Here is a 15,740-nt window from a genome sequence, read left to right on the forward strand (position 1 = left end):
TCAAACATGTTCATGCAGATAATCTAAATAAACAATTGAAAAGCGAAAATTTAAAGATCAATAGTTTTGGTCTCCCAGCTGATAAAGATTTTTAATTTTTAAAAGTTCTTCCTTCTGCTCATCAAGCAATTTCTCTACTTCATCAAACATGAATTTTAACTTCTCTTTATTATTTTCTGATAATTCAAAATTATTCAAATCAATAATGCCTCCTTCTTCAATTTTATATTTATTCAGGACATCTATAATTTCTAGAAATTCCGACTCTTCTTCACTCAGAAACGTCTTATTTTCTTTCATCCATTCTTCATCCTTGGCTAAAATCTCTTTATGCAGGTTTATCTTGACAATTTTTTCAAAAATCTCATCCGAATTGCTTACAACTACATCGGCAAAATTTGCCCAATGATTATCTCCATTCAGCTTTTGAAGACGACCCAGCCATCTTGGAAAAATGCTGTCCTGCTCCTTTTCCTTCAAGGTCTTTAATATTTCTATAACAGGCCGCAGATCACCTAAAGGTTTCCTGATTGGCAAGGTTTCCTTTTGCGACCACAGTTTCAGGATTACGTCACAGCATTCCTTTTTTAATATTTTCTTTTCTTCTGCCGTCTTGGTTTCATCAATGCTTTGCATTAATTCTGCTAAATAATGCGACATCCATCTCGCTAAAGTATTTGCAGAATATTCTAAATTAAGCTCCTTTACAAGCTTTTTACCCAATTTTATAATTTCGTCCTCTGAGTGTTTTGACTGTTCCATCTGGTCTGATTAAATATAATTTAACACGGTTTCTATTATCGTCTTCTCTTTTTCTATATTCCCGCTCTTCGAGCTGCCTGTCTATGACACATCTTATTATCAGTGATTTTTGTTCGGCTCGCAGAAAATTTAAAATAAATTCATCTTTGACACTAAATATACTTCCGGAAGTACGAAGCTCTGTATCGTATTTTCTATGGCGGTAATCTTCATTATGTATTTCATTCCAGTTTTCAGAAATGCTTATTAAACTATTTTTAATATAGCTTTTTTTAAATAGATTATCATACTCAATATTAAAAAGCGCATCCACTTTCTTGCCGAATTTTATGTATCCTTTGGAAGTACCATTAAAAAAAGGGTCATCCGAATCAAGTCCTTCATACTCGGTTCTAACATCAGTTAACCATCCGTTTAAAAAAAAACCATCTTGACAAATCGATTGTCTGTCATATTGACTAGTATCATCATTTTCCTCTTCGTAAGGAATTGTGTAGTCATAACTGTCTTTAGTGGAATGCAATGCCCTCAATAAGGCATCTGCACCTTTATTTGAAACCAGACAAGAGCGTACCGAAATGGTTTCCTCATTAACCCCCACATTTCTTTTGATTCCTCCATTGACGATCAAAAACGTATTTTTGCCATTATTTAAGAATCCTACAAATTCATCAAAATATTCTTCCGGTATTGAATCTCTCCATTCTTTATCAAAATTAATTATATTATTCTTCCAATATTTATGCTGTAAAGGCACCGGATCCCTCAGATCCGACAGCCAAAAATTATCAAAGGAATTTGCCTTCGAATCCAGCCAGCTCTCCCAGGTTTCCCATGCAGAATCCGACTTTAGTAAAGCCTCATTTTCTAATAAAAAATCAGCAGCACAATACATGGCGTGATATTCAAGATAAGTAGAGAGACTTTCTATTTCTGGAATATTTCCCTTCTGATTTCTTGTTTTATGCCAATCACTTTCATATAACTGTTCTCTAATATAATCATCTTTATTTGGATTACCTGTGTACCCCCACTTCTCAGTAATAAACATGTCTGCAACATCTGCAACATCATATTCAGAAAGATTGAAAAGATCTCCAACCCTATTGTACCAGTACGGCAGCGTATCTAGTGCGTCAAAATCGAATTGCCATTCTTTTTCTGATTTCGACGAATATTTCCTCTGCTCCCTTTTGTACTTTTCTTCTTCTATATATTCCAATCTGCTTTTATTAATCTGCTGGATGTCTTGAAATTCTTTATCTGAATAAATAGAATTATCAAAAGCATAAAGATCAAGACAGGTCTTTTTAATATAATGACGGATAAGAACATGAGGCAGCCGCTCAGATATAAGCTCTTTGTAGAAAAGATCCTTAAAAGCAATAATTGTAGACGGATTTTCAATAGAGATTCTGTTTAGTGCAATCCACAGGTATAATTTTGATGACATCCAGTAAAAAATAAATTTCTTGTTCTGAAATGGAAAGCACTCAGTTCGGTTCTGGCTGTCAAGCAGAATTTTGATTATTTTAACATCCCCAAAATTTACCAGTCTTCTGATAGAATGCACAGCTCTCCATCTTAATTCTTTTGACGGATGTCCAAGAATAAATCTCAGCATCTGCGCAATATTCTCATCAGCATTAGCTGTGGGGATTAATTCTTCTGTCCAATTACCTTCTGCTATATCCGATTTAATCTTTAAGTTCCATCTTTCTAAAACCCATATTAAAAGCTCTTCATTAGTTTTTTGAGAAAGTTTTATTTTAATAAGTTCAAAAGCGCTGTATATAGATTCATCTGACAATAAATCTATTTTCTGCGGCAGTATTTCAACTAAATTATCTGCCAATTGCAGATCATCAATGGAAAATAAATTGGCGAACTGTCTTACTGACCATATACTGAACCTGTCCCCGTGGTCAAAATGATTCAGCTTGGTAAGTAAGACGTATTTAAATTTTTCTTGCTTCCAAATATTTACTCCAGGATAATAACTCCAATCATTTATGGCTTTTTCGATTGTATTTTCAAATGCATCGAAATTAAGCAATTTGTCATCAACATCAACTAATGCATCTAGAAATGAAATATATTGGTCCGGAGAACATTTGTTTACCACATCTGATAAAAAATGCTCAATAGCCCAGCGCTGATTATAGCTGCTTTTATCATTTGAAATAATAAAAACAATAGCCTCTTCTATTCCTTTAATGGAGGTATAATTTAATTCATCTAAATTGATGTGGTGCAGGAAAACTTCTTTTTTAAAGATGTCAGTTTGTGTAGTGCTAATTGTTTTTTCTTTTAGTAAATCTAAAAAATCTACATATTGTTTTACATCCGATACAGCATCGCGTTCCAAAAATTTTCCGGATTTGATTTGTTTGTATATTCCTGTGACAAAACTCTGGTCTTTAGCCAACCTTAAATCGTTAAATAGCGACCGGACAAATTTGCTTTTCTGATCGGAATCTGCAGCATAGTCAAATTTATCAATAAGTGAACTGTAGAGTAGTTCCAATTCTTTATAATTGTAATTTGTCTTTAAGGAAAGTAGTGAACTTGCAAGGATATGGTCTATAAATCCTTTTTCTAGAGCAGTTCCCAATAAGGAAATCATCTCGTCTCCTAGATCAATCATATTTTTATGATGCCACCTACATGCCGATGCTAACATCGAGGGCATATCAAAATTGGCTATTCCTAATAATCCCACGTTATAAGGAAAAATATCTTTGTCATAACTGCCAAGCTTTACGTCGCAATATTCAATAAAACGGGAATACTCGTAAGCAAGCTTCGGATTGGCCTCTACAATTCCAATCTCTGATAAATAGTATATAGTTTTAATCTGGGTAAATGCTTCAGAGTCTATATCAGAAGTTGCCTTGATAGCTTCATCAAAAAAATATTTGCTAAAAAAATTATCCACTTTACTGCTTAAAATCAAGCATTTAATATAGCTATCTACCGCTTCTTTTCCTGCCATTTCTGAATCCTTTATAATCTTGTCCGACTCACTTAAAAGAATAAGCGAAACCTTCAGCAGCTCCTTTTGTAAAGATATTTTACCTAAAACTTCTAATCTAAGATTTAGTTTATTGGTCTGGCCATCAAAAGATTTAATAATGAATTTAATTTTATCTGCTTTGGCATCCAGAAGAAGAGCTGTTTCAGTCAGTTTTCCTGACAAAAATAAAAATCTGTCTTTCGCCTGATATCGTGATTGATATCTGAGCTCATAATCACTGCAAATACTGTCGCAGATCTTCTCAAATTTAGATAAGCAGTCTGGTTCGTTGACCCTTCCTGTCAATATATCTGAATGCAGCTGGTAAATAGAGATTGCATATTTAAAAAACAACGCAAATTCTTTTTTATCATTCTCTAATGAATTTCGTTTTTCATATTCTACAACTTTGGATATATTTTTAAATTTTTCAGGATAGAAATTTTCAATGTCAGCATCTTCATTATTTAATGATAGAATCAGGGTTTCCTTAAACAGGTTTATATCCATTGAAATCTCCTCATTCTCATGAGAATAACTATTCCGAAAAGATGGAATTCTTTCCAGCTGTTTTGTTTTTATAGAGTTCAGAATATTCAGTATGATTTGTGAATCAATTTTATGGTAGGCCAACACTCCGCAAAACTGAATAATTAACTGCAGAAAATTTTCTTCAAATTTTATTTCTATTCTGTTCAAGACGATACCGAGAAACCTCGCAATGGAATCTAAATCAAAATCTATAGATTTGTTATGTTGAAATAATTTACAAATAATAAACAGTTTTACGTCTATACGGAAATTAGGATATTTTAGCCACTCCTCGATCTTCTTTTCTGGTGAAAAGCAGAAAACATTATCGATTAAATAATTCCCTGCTGACAATCTAACCCCTTTCGGCTTCCATGAGTTTATTGTTCTGATTGCTCTGGTCAGTCCCAAAGTCTGTAATACAGCTTCCGTCTCGTAGGCAATATCAAGACTGCTGATAGGATAATCGCTTAACTCATCTTTTTTCTTCTGGCGTCTCCAATTTAACCATTCTCTGGCCGTTTTTAAATGTTTTAATACTATTTCTTTATTCTCAGGACTCCTTGAATATATTCCGGCCAATTTCAAGTGAAACGCTCCTGCCCAAGGTTTTTCATCTGATTTTAGTTTAAGCCTCGACAGCGAAACTTCATCTCCAAATCTGGAAACCAGGTCTGGATACTTAATCAGTAATTGACTAAGTGCTTTGTCCGTTTTTGATTCTTCAGCCGCAATAAATAGTAATTTGAAATAGGTTAGATCATCGTGAATATCTTTACTGACCTTCAATGCAAGCTTCGTTCTATTTACATAAACTTGCTTGTTACGTATAGGATCTTTTGGAACAGCCAGAAATTTTCTATTGAGTACAATATCTGTCAGCTCCTTCTTATATTCAGATGTAAATAAAAAACTGCCTAAATTAACCGAAGCATACTCATCTGTTTCCGATTTAACTATAAGTTTTTCAGTAATCTGCTGGCGTTCTTCTAGAGTGATTTGGTATGTTTCACTTATATAATTTTCAAAATCCTCATCCCTGAAACTAAAGAAGTCTTCATCTAAAATCAGTCCGTTCCAGATATCAGCAGAAAGGTCTTTAAGAAAATTTATTTCAACTTTCATTAACTCTGACAGATATTCAATAGGAACAGGTCTTGGCAATGCTATCAATAACTTAAAAAAGAGATCTACAAGATTTTTTTTATCTTTCCCAATTCTTATTAAAGCTTCTTCAATTTTATCTAATATTAGATTACCAACCTCTTTTCCATTTGGTTTCAGATAATTAATCACCTCATTAATACCTTCCTTTTTAAGGCTTAAAGAGTAAAACTGCACTCTAGGAATTCCTCCAGTATATTTATGAAATTCCAATACTTCCTCATCTGTAATACCTGAAAAATTATTTTTTGCAAAAAGCTTAGTCTCCTCAGTACTAAAAGGCTTTAAATCTATGTCTATAAATTTGTTTGGAAGGTTAAGAGTAGCCTTTCTATATGTTCTGCAAGTAGCTATTATACGGCAGCCGTCAGGAATTTCAATATTTAAAATATCTTCAACAAAGCTCCTTTCCCCACTATTCTTTGAGGCTGTAATGCTGTTATCTGCTGCATCGATAATAATGACTAAGTACGCCTGAGGATTTCGCAATCTTATGATTTCAATCCCATTGCGAATCCTTTTTATAAGCTCTCTCAAATAAACATCATCGGATTCGTTCTGTAAAAGCAGGAACTCCGTGCCGATATTTTTTGCTAGTTCATTTGCTAAAAATAGTATCGCATTTCGATGTAAGTGCCTTTTGTCTTCCGGATTCTGGTACTTACCTGCTCCGTAACAATCAAATAAAACGCATTCACAATAGTCAGGCAGTGCATTTTTTATTTGCTGTACAATAGTTGATTTTCCCATACCTGCCCCTCCATGAATGCAAATTGGCAGATGGAATTCATTATTACCGATTACTGCTGTAATTTCATCCAGCTGTTCTCTTTGAATTAGTTTGACATTATTTTCAAAATTTTGGGAAACCGGAAATAAATTTTCTATACTGCTAAAACCAAAATTTGCCACTATATCGATCATCGTCATTGTTCTTTCTTCACGACTTTCAGGCATCATTTTATCCCAGATCAATTTAAATAATGAGTTAAACTGGTTATTAGACTTTAAAGAAGCCTTGGAAATTGACCTGACCAGTTCAAATTTCAACGACTGTCTTGAGCTTGTCCCACAATCCTCAAAATCCAATAACCTAATAAAATCAGTAAAATCCTTTAAACTGAGTTTTGAGGCAGTTCTTAATTTTGTAAAAGGTTCTTTTGGTATTTTAGGAAATTCGCCCAATACAGCGTTAAAACTCACCTCTCTTTTATTTCTGTCTAAAAACTTCTGGATTAAAGTAATATGATCTAACTGCGAGACATTGATATTTCTATTACTGACTAATTTTATTTTAATTTTTTTTATAGCTTCCTCTCTCCCAAACTCATCCAGAAATGTTTTAAAAATGGAAGCTAAGCGATGGATAATCGAACCATCATAAGATCCTGCTTTTTTGCCTTCATATAATTTGGAATAGGTGAAATTTTCATTTACTCTTCTGGTACTATACTTTAATTGCGATATTACGATTGACTCTGCACTTGCAAAATCATCGCCACCGAAATACTCTGTTAAATCAATTCCAAGAAATTTTTCGCCGTACGGATCTACCTTTTTTGATAAATTTTCTTCAACACCTTCAATTGTGATTCCTTTTAATCCCTCATTATTGAAATTTAGCAGTTCTAGGGATTTTTTTATAGTCCACATTATGTGAAAATCATCTCCTGCGCTTGATAGATCCGCATCAGGAATAGCCTTTCTATTTGTCATATTAAAGAGGTTTTAAAGCTTACATTATATTATTGACTAACCAATTATTTATTTCGGCTCATTGCAATGTTTTAAAAATAAAGATCTTTTGAATTAAAACGAATAAATTATAATTTTTAAAGATACAATATAAGCTAAAATTTAAAAAGACTGTAGCTGGTGAAATACTTGTTTTATCTTGTGGGTGAACATTAAATTTTCAATATAAAATTGGTTCTTGCTTTCTTTTGTACCATTTTTTTCTTTCTAAAATATTTTTTAGGAAAGGGAAAAAAGAAGCTTTTAAACCCTAACACTTAAATTGGAAATCATGAAAATCAATAAAAGACTTACAAAATATGTCGCTTTGGCAAAAGTGAATTCAGAAAGACAGGTCGTTAATTTCTCAATTGCCCTAAACAAAAGCTATAGACTCAGAAACGAAACCGAACCTATAAAGATTTTAAACTATATCTACTGCTTCTAACGTATCGACTTTCGTGGCCACAGTACCTTAAAAATAATGAAAAGCCATAATTACTTTCTCATTTCAATCGCGCGAAATCGCTAAAACACACTTGAAATTTTTCAGTGCGCTTTTTTTAAAAGATCTGCTATTTTCATCTGAACAATATTCTTCTTGTCTATTCCCAGTAAAGCAAGCGTTTTCTTGTGGCCATCTTTCTCTGCCTCTCCAAAATACGAAACATTCCAGATCGTATTGGCTTTAAGCTTTGATTTTATTTCCTCAAAATATTTCAGGTCGACCTTAGACATGGAATGCCCCAAAACAATTACCTTTTCAACATCATCAAGGTTTGAAAAGAATTTCGTGTTCTCCTTGATAATTTCTACTGTGTTCTTAAAGGCTTTTGTATAGTAGGACAATATTTCCTCTCGCGCGCTCTCATAAGAGTAGTCGTACTGGTCTGCCTTGGCCTGCTCCCATTCAAAAAGCTCCTCTTGGCTGAGCCCTGCCGGAGGTGCCTCCTCTTCAGTCTCAAAATTCGCGGGATCGGTTCCATGCCCCAAAATTATTCTGCTCTCTTCCACCGCTGCCTTTTTATGAATATAGGTGATTCTCTCATCCTCTATCCCATAAGCCTCTGAAAGCGTGTCAGTGTAGTTGAAGTTCAAAAGATGGCTGTCCCTTTCAATTTCAATAAGGGCACTTTCAGGGATGCTGACATAATCGGCCTTTAGGATGAAATTATTGAACTCGCCGATGAGGTTTGTGGTCAGATCCTTAATAATGAGCTCCATCTGCTGCTGGTATTGGTGCCATTCGCGGTCTTTGAAATCCTCTGCAGAGGGATTGGCTGCCCAATCGGAATTGTCATCAAGTACAGAAATGTAGTCCAGGTCTGCAAGGGCCTCCTCAAAATGCGACCATAAACCATACTCATAGTCAGTAATATCAGGATCGGTGATATCCGGAAGGCCGTAATAGGTAAGCAGCAAATCATAAAGCTCTGAATTGCTTTCTTCAAGATATTGAGCAAAACTCTGATATCTGGTGTCAAGACCATGGTGGATATCAAAGCCATTGCCGATAATGTAAAGTGTCTTCATTCTGTAGGTCTTTTATTTTCTCTTTTTTTCTTGTATCTAAAAATGCTCTTTTTCTTGCGCTTGCAACAATACTTCCTAGGAAAAGTATTCTGCCAGAAAATCGTTTGGATTTATTCCACCTTGATCAAGGCTGCGCATTGCGTTAAGAGACTCGCTGTCCGAAGGCCATATAACAAAGGCATTGGAGAGGTCAAGAAGCTTGGTTTTCTGGATTTCTTTTGCAAAAGGCGCATTGTTCCCCTCTTCATTGTTATACATAAAGGTAATCGCGCTTGCAATCAAATCCGCGCACTGCACCCCGAACTCATCCTTTGAATCCACCATCTGCAGATCGCCGATCTGAGGTGGGAAAATTGTCACCCTCTCATCATAGCCTATTTGGGTTTTATCCGCCCCACTTTCAGCCAGCTGCCTTGTGTGATCAAGATAATCACTGTAGTGGCTAATCTGCTTGGATACATCAAGTTTCACATCTATAGGGGAATTATGGAATTTATACCAGCGATCGCACAATACCAGAAAGGTTGAAAATGTTACGTCAATGGTATATTTATCCGTAGAATCCAATATCTCGTCAATATATTTTCTGCTTTCTAAAACCGGCTCCAGCACGCTTTTCTCCTCCACTGAATCCAATAGTTTTGCTACGGTTTCGTAAAAGCTCTCTATCGACTCCTGCGTTTTGGTTCTGATCATCTCAACAAAGTATTTTATTAGATCCATATACAGTTCCCCATCCCAAAAAAAATTTCCAAAATAGAAAAGATAGTTCATGTAGAAAATATTATTTGCCTTGACATAGATATCATGCCCTCGGTGATGCATGGCCGTCTCGATCAGCTGATCGGTAATCTGCCCGCAGACATTGAATTCCTTGTGTACTGACGAAAACATCACCCTTGATTCGGTGATATACTCATGGTTGAGGAACTGCAGTATCTTTTTCCTGCCTTCAATGCTTTTCCTTAATTTCTTGAAATGCATCTCCCCCTGCACTCCAAAAATCTTCTCAAGCTCCTCAAGCTCCTCATTATTGAAACTCACCGATGCCAGCACAAACACTTTCTGGTCTTGGTTCAGCATATCCTGTCCGGTGTTTCCTGACTCGTCGAAATAAATGGTTCTTTTTGACATAAGCAGTCTGATTAAAATTATTACGGATCCATATAAAAAACGGCTAAATATAAAGCAATCCCAATGAACTGGAAAGCGTAAAAACACCTGTTCCTTAGCACAGGATTTCTATCTACTCTATCCAATTTAGCTGTTTTGAAACAGTTTTTCACTTCGTATTGGAATCTATCTCATTGGCTGTAACATAAGTGATGAAATGAATGCCGATTTTTTTACTTCTAAATATTAGAAAAATAAATGAATATATTTTTATCTTTAGACGGCTGCTTTAAATTAAATACCAACCTAAAGACCAATCTTGCACCATGTCAATTGCTACTCAAATAATACTCCCATTTTCTTCTATTTTTCCAGATGAAACGCCTAAAGAAGTAAATGAATATCTACAGGGAATTCCAAAGGAAATCTTGATGACTGCTGGTTGTTTTTTTCTTGGATTTAATAATTTCGGTTCGCAATACAGTGATCCTGAAAATTTTATAAAAATGCACCTAGGTAGCAATTCAGCACAGATTGAAGAAGCCACAAAAAACATTAAAGCATTTCTAGCTGAAAATGGATATGTTACAGAAACACCGACAATACTATTTGTCGTAAGCAGTTTAAGGCTTTTTGAAATTGCATTCCAGCTTGATGAGAGGAAGCAGAATAAGACTCAAAAACAGAGCGAGCTGGATATTTTCAAGGCTTACTTGGTCCTAAATGGGAAATTGTCTCAAAGATCTCAAACCATTAGCCAGATTGAACAGCTTTTTCATGGTCATAAGAGAACTGCTGCTAATCTGCTCTTTAATCAATTTGACAGGAATGATCTGATTAATTATAATAAAAGCGAACTCTACTCAACTCAATTATTACGAGCAGTGATGTTTTTTGAATTCTTAATCCAAAGGGAAGACTGCTATTTGCTTCTACAAGAATTTTACCGTTATTTTGGAGTTAAGGACTATAAAGATTATCTTAAAAGACTGCTAACGCTTGCCTTCGCCGTTATCACTGCGGAAAATGAAGCCCATACAGATATTAGGTTAGATGATGATGCGCAGGTATATTTTCTAGATAGATTGGCAATCAATAATATTGAAATTATAGATGATTTTGATTTTAAAGCAATCAGGGCAAATCCCATATATAAAGTTGCAGACGGAATTTACAGAATAATTTCTCCCCTTTTTGCAATAGAATTAATTTACAACGGATTATTCTGGAAATTTAAAGAAGTTTACAACCAAATGCCTGAACACAATAGACCTAAAAATCTGCAAGGTTTGAAAACTCTTGATTTTTCCGAAAAATATGTGCTCAATAGCATCCTTCGCAAATATTTTGGAGACCGATACATTCAAAAGACAGGGAAGGAATTGGATGGAAGATATGACGGTGCTCCCGACTACTATGTTAGGAATTTGGATAATATAATTTTATTTGAATCAAAGGATATCATGATTAATGCTGAAGTAAAAGAATCACTTGATTTTCTAAAAATCCAGGAGGCATTAAGTGAAAAATTGTATAAAAAAGCGAACGGAAAACCAAATGCCGTGCTCCAGCTAATTAAATCAATCACAAAAATACTAAGCAAAAAACAGGGTTTTGACAACGATTATTCTGCCGATGAAGCTATTATCAATTCAGTAATAATATTGCATCACCGGATGTTCAATAACGCCGGACTCAATAAATTCATAAATTTCTGGTTTCAGGAGGAACTGCAGATTTTAAAAGATCAAGGATTCAATATCACCAATGTAAGGCCACTTGTCATTATTGACATAGACACATTGATTTTTAATCAAGATGTATTTGCTGATCGATTTCTCGATTTGGAATTGTGCCTGCGGGAATACCAGACCAATTATATTGGATACAGTCCTGAAACGAATCGGAATTCAAACTCAAATGGATATATCAGCACCGCTTATAAGAATAGTTTTCTGCCATTTTCTAAATATTTAGAAAATAAGATTAGCCAGATGGATCTTCCTCCCATACCTAGAGAAGTAGCGGTAAAACATTCTCAAATATTCAATTAAAACATTATAAGTTAATGAGATACTATCTGGACACTGTAGCTATTAGAAAATTGAGCAAAGATCTTAATGACCTAAAAGAAAGTTGTTACACATCGGCCCTATGCATTTTCGAATTAATTTCGGGAATAAACCAAAAAGAATTTTCAGCTAGAAAGAAGGCGATGGAAAACCTATTAGCTTCAGATATACCAATCATCTGGGAACTGCCTGAAGCCATGAAAACTTATGCATTTCCAATTGTTGAAATCATTGAGCACAGAACTTCAGGATTAAAGAATATTTCTTTGCAGCTGTTGGACAGCACCGATTTTAATGATTTTGAATCAAGGACTAAAGACGAACTTTATTCGCTAGACTTTTTCTCTGATCTAGACAGCGTTTATTCAGCCGGTTTTATAAATGGAACCAGCAGAGGCAATCAAAACTTAAAGGAGATCCTTAAGCATATAAGGGAGAAAGATGGCGAAGATTTTGAAAAAATAGCAAAAGAATATTTAAAATCTTTAGCTTTCGATCCAATAAACAGTCAGATAACCATAAATGCAATTGCGGACTATCTGGCTAACCATGTAAATAAAGCGGGAGATCAGATGGAAGTTTCGGAAGTAATTCAAAGCTATAATGGAAGCATTGATGTTTTCATAGATGCATTTTCGCTCTTTACTATACAGAAAAGCACACTGTTTAACAGTCCCTCAAAGAATGATTTCGTAGACCTGCATCACCTTTTATACCTGAAAAATGATCGAAAAGATTTTATTGTCACTGACGATAAGATGATCTTAGAGATTACTCCTCAGTCGCTTTCAATTCATGAATTCAAAAAAATGCTTGAAGGTCCTCGACTTTAGCTCAGGCGATCAGCGCTATCCATACTGCTAGTGGTGAGTTAGAATACTTTAATTTGTCCTTTTTCCAGCCATTTTGGAATCCCATAGTCCAAGGCCGAAGGATGCTGCTGAAAAACAAACCGTAAATTTCGGAAAACCGAATATGCTTCTTTCATCACTTCCTTCTGGCGCTCAATATACTTGGAATCATATTCATTTTCGTTTATCCTGTGAGCGGGTGTCTGCCTTTCTCTTCTGATTTTTTTTAACGGCTTAAACAATTTGGCTGCTGTTTCTTGGTCCTTAAATTCATATTCGCCTCTCAGCCATTCCTCAAATAACTGCAGAGTCCCCTTCCATTGCTTTTCCACAATCCCCTCTTCCACTTCTTTATATTCAAAAAGTGCAATCTTCCCTTCAAAAAAGTCTTTATCGATATTCTCGGAAATCATTTTATCAAGCAGCAATATAAAATCATTATAATTTTTCAGTGTAGGAACAAAAAAAAAGGTAAACTCTTTAGGCCTTTCCTCGCTTTCAAAAGTTTTTCTGAAAATAGTCTTGCTAAAAATCAGCTGTGTCAATTCATTGATCGCTTTCTGTTCTGCCAGAAAGGCTGAAAAAATAGAATGTGAAGAGGACCAATTCCCTTCAATGGTATTTTGGCGGTATTCTTCTAACATTGTGCATTTTCCCGATTTTTCCTTTCCTTTCCAATACATCTGGTGCTCCGCCGTCAAATCTTTTAAATATCGTAGGTACACCACAGCCAACCTATTATTGTTTTCGTCAACGCCTAATCCGAAGCTTTTTAAGAAAACATTGTCTTCATCCCTTAAAATCGCTTTGCCATTTTCATCATAACGGCACGAAATCCTTCCTGAATAATCCTTAAAATTAAAGTCAAAACGTGGATCATTGAAATACCTGTCCAAAACTTCTATTTCAAAAAATACCGGTTTAAGCTGCGGCTCGCCTAAGGCTAACTGCTGGATATAAAAAGCATTGTTAAATCCAGCCACATCTCTGTTAATTTTCAGATAATCACTGCTTGGATATAGGCAGATCGGAAATTTCGTCCTCTCAAATCTAATTTCAACCTCTCCAATTTTTTGAATTTTCACTTTGGTGTCTTTAGCTTGTTCAAGAATTTGAATTTGTTTTTCGATCGGAAAAATGCCAAAGCCTATGATGTGGGGATTAGTACTGGATTGGATGGTAATGCTGCCTTCGTTAACAAGCTCTTTTATAATATTTATGGATTTTTCATACTCAATTTCCATTTCTTTGGAAATGCTTCGAAGCGGAATTCCATTAAAGTCAGACGATTTAATAAAGAAATTGTAGACTAGATTCAAAATTTTATCTTTCATTAAAAGCGGTTTTAAAATATTACATTGAGAAAAAAAGATATAATTACAATATAAAATCTGGACCAAATTCAGTGAATTCTGCTATTTGTCCTTCATAAATATTTCGTGTACTCCCACCTTTTACTATTTTTTCTTGATGAACGATAGATCCAACACTAATATATATTGAAAACCCAATATCAGGTTTTTCCATAAAATATTTTTTATCCTCCTTATTTAGTATAAAGTTATTATAATAGAGACCTGAATCTTTGTTTATAACAGCTTTATTATATACTGTTATGGGTTGTCCGCAACTTTGAGTATTAAAAATGAAATTTTCCAAAAAGTCAATCGTATAGTCTAATTCTCCTATAAATTGATTAATGTAAAAACCAATAAAAATCGGTTTTTCAATTTTATCGTAATATCTGATCTTAAAAGCCTTCTCTAATATTGCTACGAAAATGGGATCAAACTTTTGAGTTACGTCACTGTTCACTTTAGTCAGGAGTTTTTTGAGCTGTTCAAATCTGTCAAAATGATAATTATACCATTCTCTTTCCTGTAAATTAAAAACAATTATAGCTTTCAAATATTTTTCTACGGCTATACTGGCAAGAGTCAGTCCTTGAACTATATAATGGTTGTTAAGCAGAAAACGAGCTGCAATATAATCTCGGTATGCAAGTTCAGTAAACGAATATCCAGTGGATAACTTTTCCATAAATGTAATTGATCTGTCCATAATGTTGTGTTTTTATAATTTATAAAATCAGTCATAATGATTAATGATCCGAAGATATTTATTCAGTACGCAGTGATTTTGCGTAGTTAAATAATATTACTTAGATTCAATTAATCTTAAAGCAAATCTTACCTGTGAATACATAATTAGAATCCACTTCCTAATAAAAAGTAACTTCCAAAAAATCACCCTACATCTTATATGTATATTTCGCGTTCACATATCCAAAATTACCTGATTGGATTACCTTGACCTGCAACCAATCCCCGTCAATACCTATAACCATTAAGAGATCATACCTTTTAAGGTTTTCTATTACTACATATTCATTTCCTGGTCCTTCACGTAACTTAAGGTTTTCAGCATTTACGGCTAGCATATCTTCAGTATTATAGATATTTACCGCTTTTTTATTCACAGGTTCTTTCTTTCCTTTGGATTTCGCGGACGTCTCGGAAGTAAAAGAAACTGGTGCAGATTTTTTAGAAGGATTTGCAATCCTGCTTTTTGTAGCTTTAGGTTTTTCGGTATACCTGACGGGCTGTGAATACGAATTACATACCCCGCAACTCCCCCCGCTGGAACAATGTGCACATCTGCTACAGTTCGAACAGGCACTGCAGTACGCGTTCCCCGTACATCTGCCGGCTTCTTTAGTTTTTGCATCACAACAGATTGCCAACATCTTATTGTTCTGCGCACTGGAGGTTAATACTGTAAAAAAGAAAAGCGTATAAGCAACTATTTTTTTGATCATAATAAACCGTTTTATTTCAGACAAACGTAAAGAAAGCTTCTCAAAAAAATATACGGTTTTCCGTAATTTGATATTTCACTTGAAAGGCAATTAATCCATTAATTACAATATTTAGAAAAAAATACATCTTCCAATAAAAATAAGAG

At 34.6% G+C, this 15,740-nt stretch carries 10 protein-coding genes; 3 read left to right on the plus strand and 7 right to left on the minus strand.

Going from position 1 to position 15,740, the window contains the following annotated elements; all coding sequences use genetic code 11:
• Nucleotides 1-57: 57 nt before the first annotated feature.
• Nucleotides 58-762: a hypothetical protein gene (locus AAEO57_RS00140; protein ID WP_341688258.1), complete on the minus strand. Its 705-nt coding sequence runs from the start codon at nt 760-762 to the stop codon at nt 58-60.
• Nucleotides 716-7,189 (minus strand): ATP-binding protein, encoded by a 6,474-nt coding sequence (locus AAEO57_RS00145; RefSeq protein ID WP_341688260.1) that lies wholly within the window; start codon nt 7,187-7,189, stop codon nt 716-718. The genes AAEO57_RS00140 and AAEO57_RS00145 overlap by 47 nt, the downstream gene beginning before the upstream one ends.
• A 310-nt stretch (nt 7,190-7,499) precedes the next feature.
• On the opposite strand from AAEO57_RS00145, the gene AAEO57_RS00150 reads away from it, so the two are divergent.
• Nucleotides 7,500-7,655: a hypothetical protein gene (locus AAEO57_RS00150; protein WP_341688262.1), complete on the plus strand. Its 156-nt coding sequence runs from the start codon at nt 7,500-7,502 to the stop codon at nt 7,653-7,655.
• Between the two features lie 101 nt (nt 7,656-7,756).
• Here AAEO57_RS00150 and AAEO57_RS00155 read toward each other — a convergent pair whose 3' ends face one another.
• Both AAEO57_RS00155 and AAEO57_RS00160 read right to left on the minus strand, forming a co-directional pair.
• The gene (locus AAEO57_RS00155) at nt 7,757-8,740 is read right to left on the minus strand and encodes a bacteriophage abortive infection AbiH family protein (protein WP_341688264.1); all 984 of its coding nucleotides are present in this window, start codon (nt 8,738-8,740) and stop codon (nt 7,757-7,759) included.
• Nucleotides 8,741-8,815: 75 nt separating this feature from the next.
• Nucleotides 8,816-9,874, minus strand: a complete 1,059-nt coding sequence (locus AAEO57_RS00160; RefSeq protein ID WP_341688266.1) for a DUF3800 domain-containing protein — start codon at nt 9,872-9,874, stop codon at nt 8,816-8,818.
• Nucleotides 9,875-10,179: 305 nt separating this feature from the next.
• On the opposite strand from AAEO57_RS00160, the gene AAEO57_RS00165 reads away from it, so the two are divergent.
• The gene (locus AAEO57_RS00165; protein ID WP_341688268.1) at nt 10,180-11,907 is read left to right on the plus strand and encodes a hypothetical protein; all 1,728 of its coding nucleotides are present in this window, start codon (nt 10,180-10,182) and stop codon (nt 11,905-11,907) included.
• 161 nt (nt 11,908-12,068) lie between these two features.
• Nucleotides 12,069-12,758, plus strand: a complete 690-nt coding sequence (locus tag AAEO57_RS00170; RefSeq protein WP_341688270.1) for a hypothetical protein — start codon at nt 12,069-12,071, stop codon at nt 12,756-12,758.
• A 38-nt stretch (nt 12,759-12,796) separates the two neighbouring features.
• Here the strand turns inward: AAEO57_RS00170 and AAEO57_RS00175 are convergent, their stop codons facing one another.
• The 3 genes from AAEO57_RS00175 to AAEO57_RS00185 all read right to left on the minus strand — a co-directional run bounded on the left by AAEO57_RS00175 (nt 12,797) and on the right by AAEO57_RS00185 (nt 15,594).
• Nucleotides 12,797-14,110 (minus strand): hypothetical protein, encoded by a 1,314-nt coding sequence (locus AAEO57_RS00175; RefSeq protein WP_341688272.1) that lies wholly within the window; start codon nt 14,108-14,110, stop codon nt 12,797-12,799.
• A gap of 43 nt (nt 14,111-14,153) precedes the next feature.
• On the minus strand, nt 14,154-14,837 hold the full coding sequence (locus AAEO57_RS00180) for a HEPN domain-containing protein (RefSeq protein ID WP_341688274.1): 684 nt from the start codon (nt 14,835-14,837) through the stop codon (nt 14,154-14,156).
• Nucleotides 14,838-15,027: 190 nt separating this feature from the next.
• On the minus strand, nt 15,028-15,594 hold the full coding sequence (locus tag AAEO57_RS00185) for an SH3 domain-containing protein (protein ID WP_341688276.1): 567 nt from the start codon (nt 15,592-15,594) through the stop codon (nt 15,028-15,030).
• Nucleotides 15,595-15,740: the final 146 nt, after the last annotated feature.

Source organism: Flavobacterium calami, from assembly GCF_038290035.1.
In the GTDB taxonomy this organism is placed as follows: domain Bacteria; phylum Bacteroidota; class Bacteroidia; order Flavobacteriales; family Flavobacteriaceae; genus Flavobacterium; species Flavobacterium calami.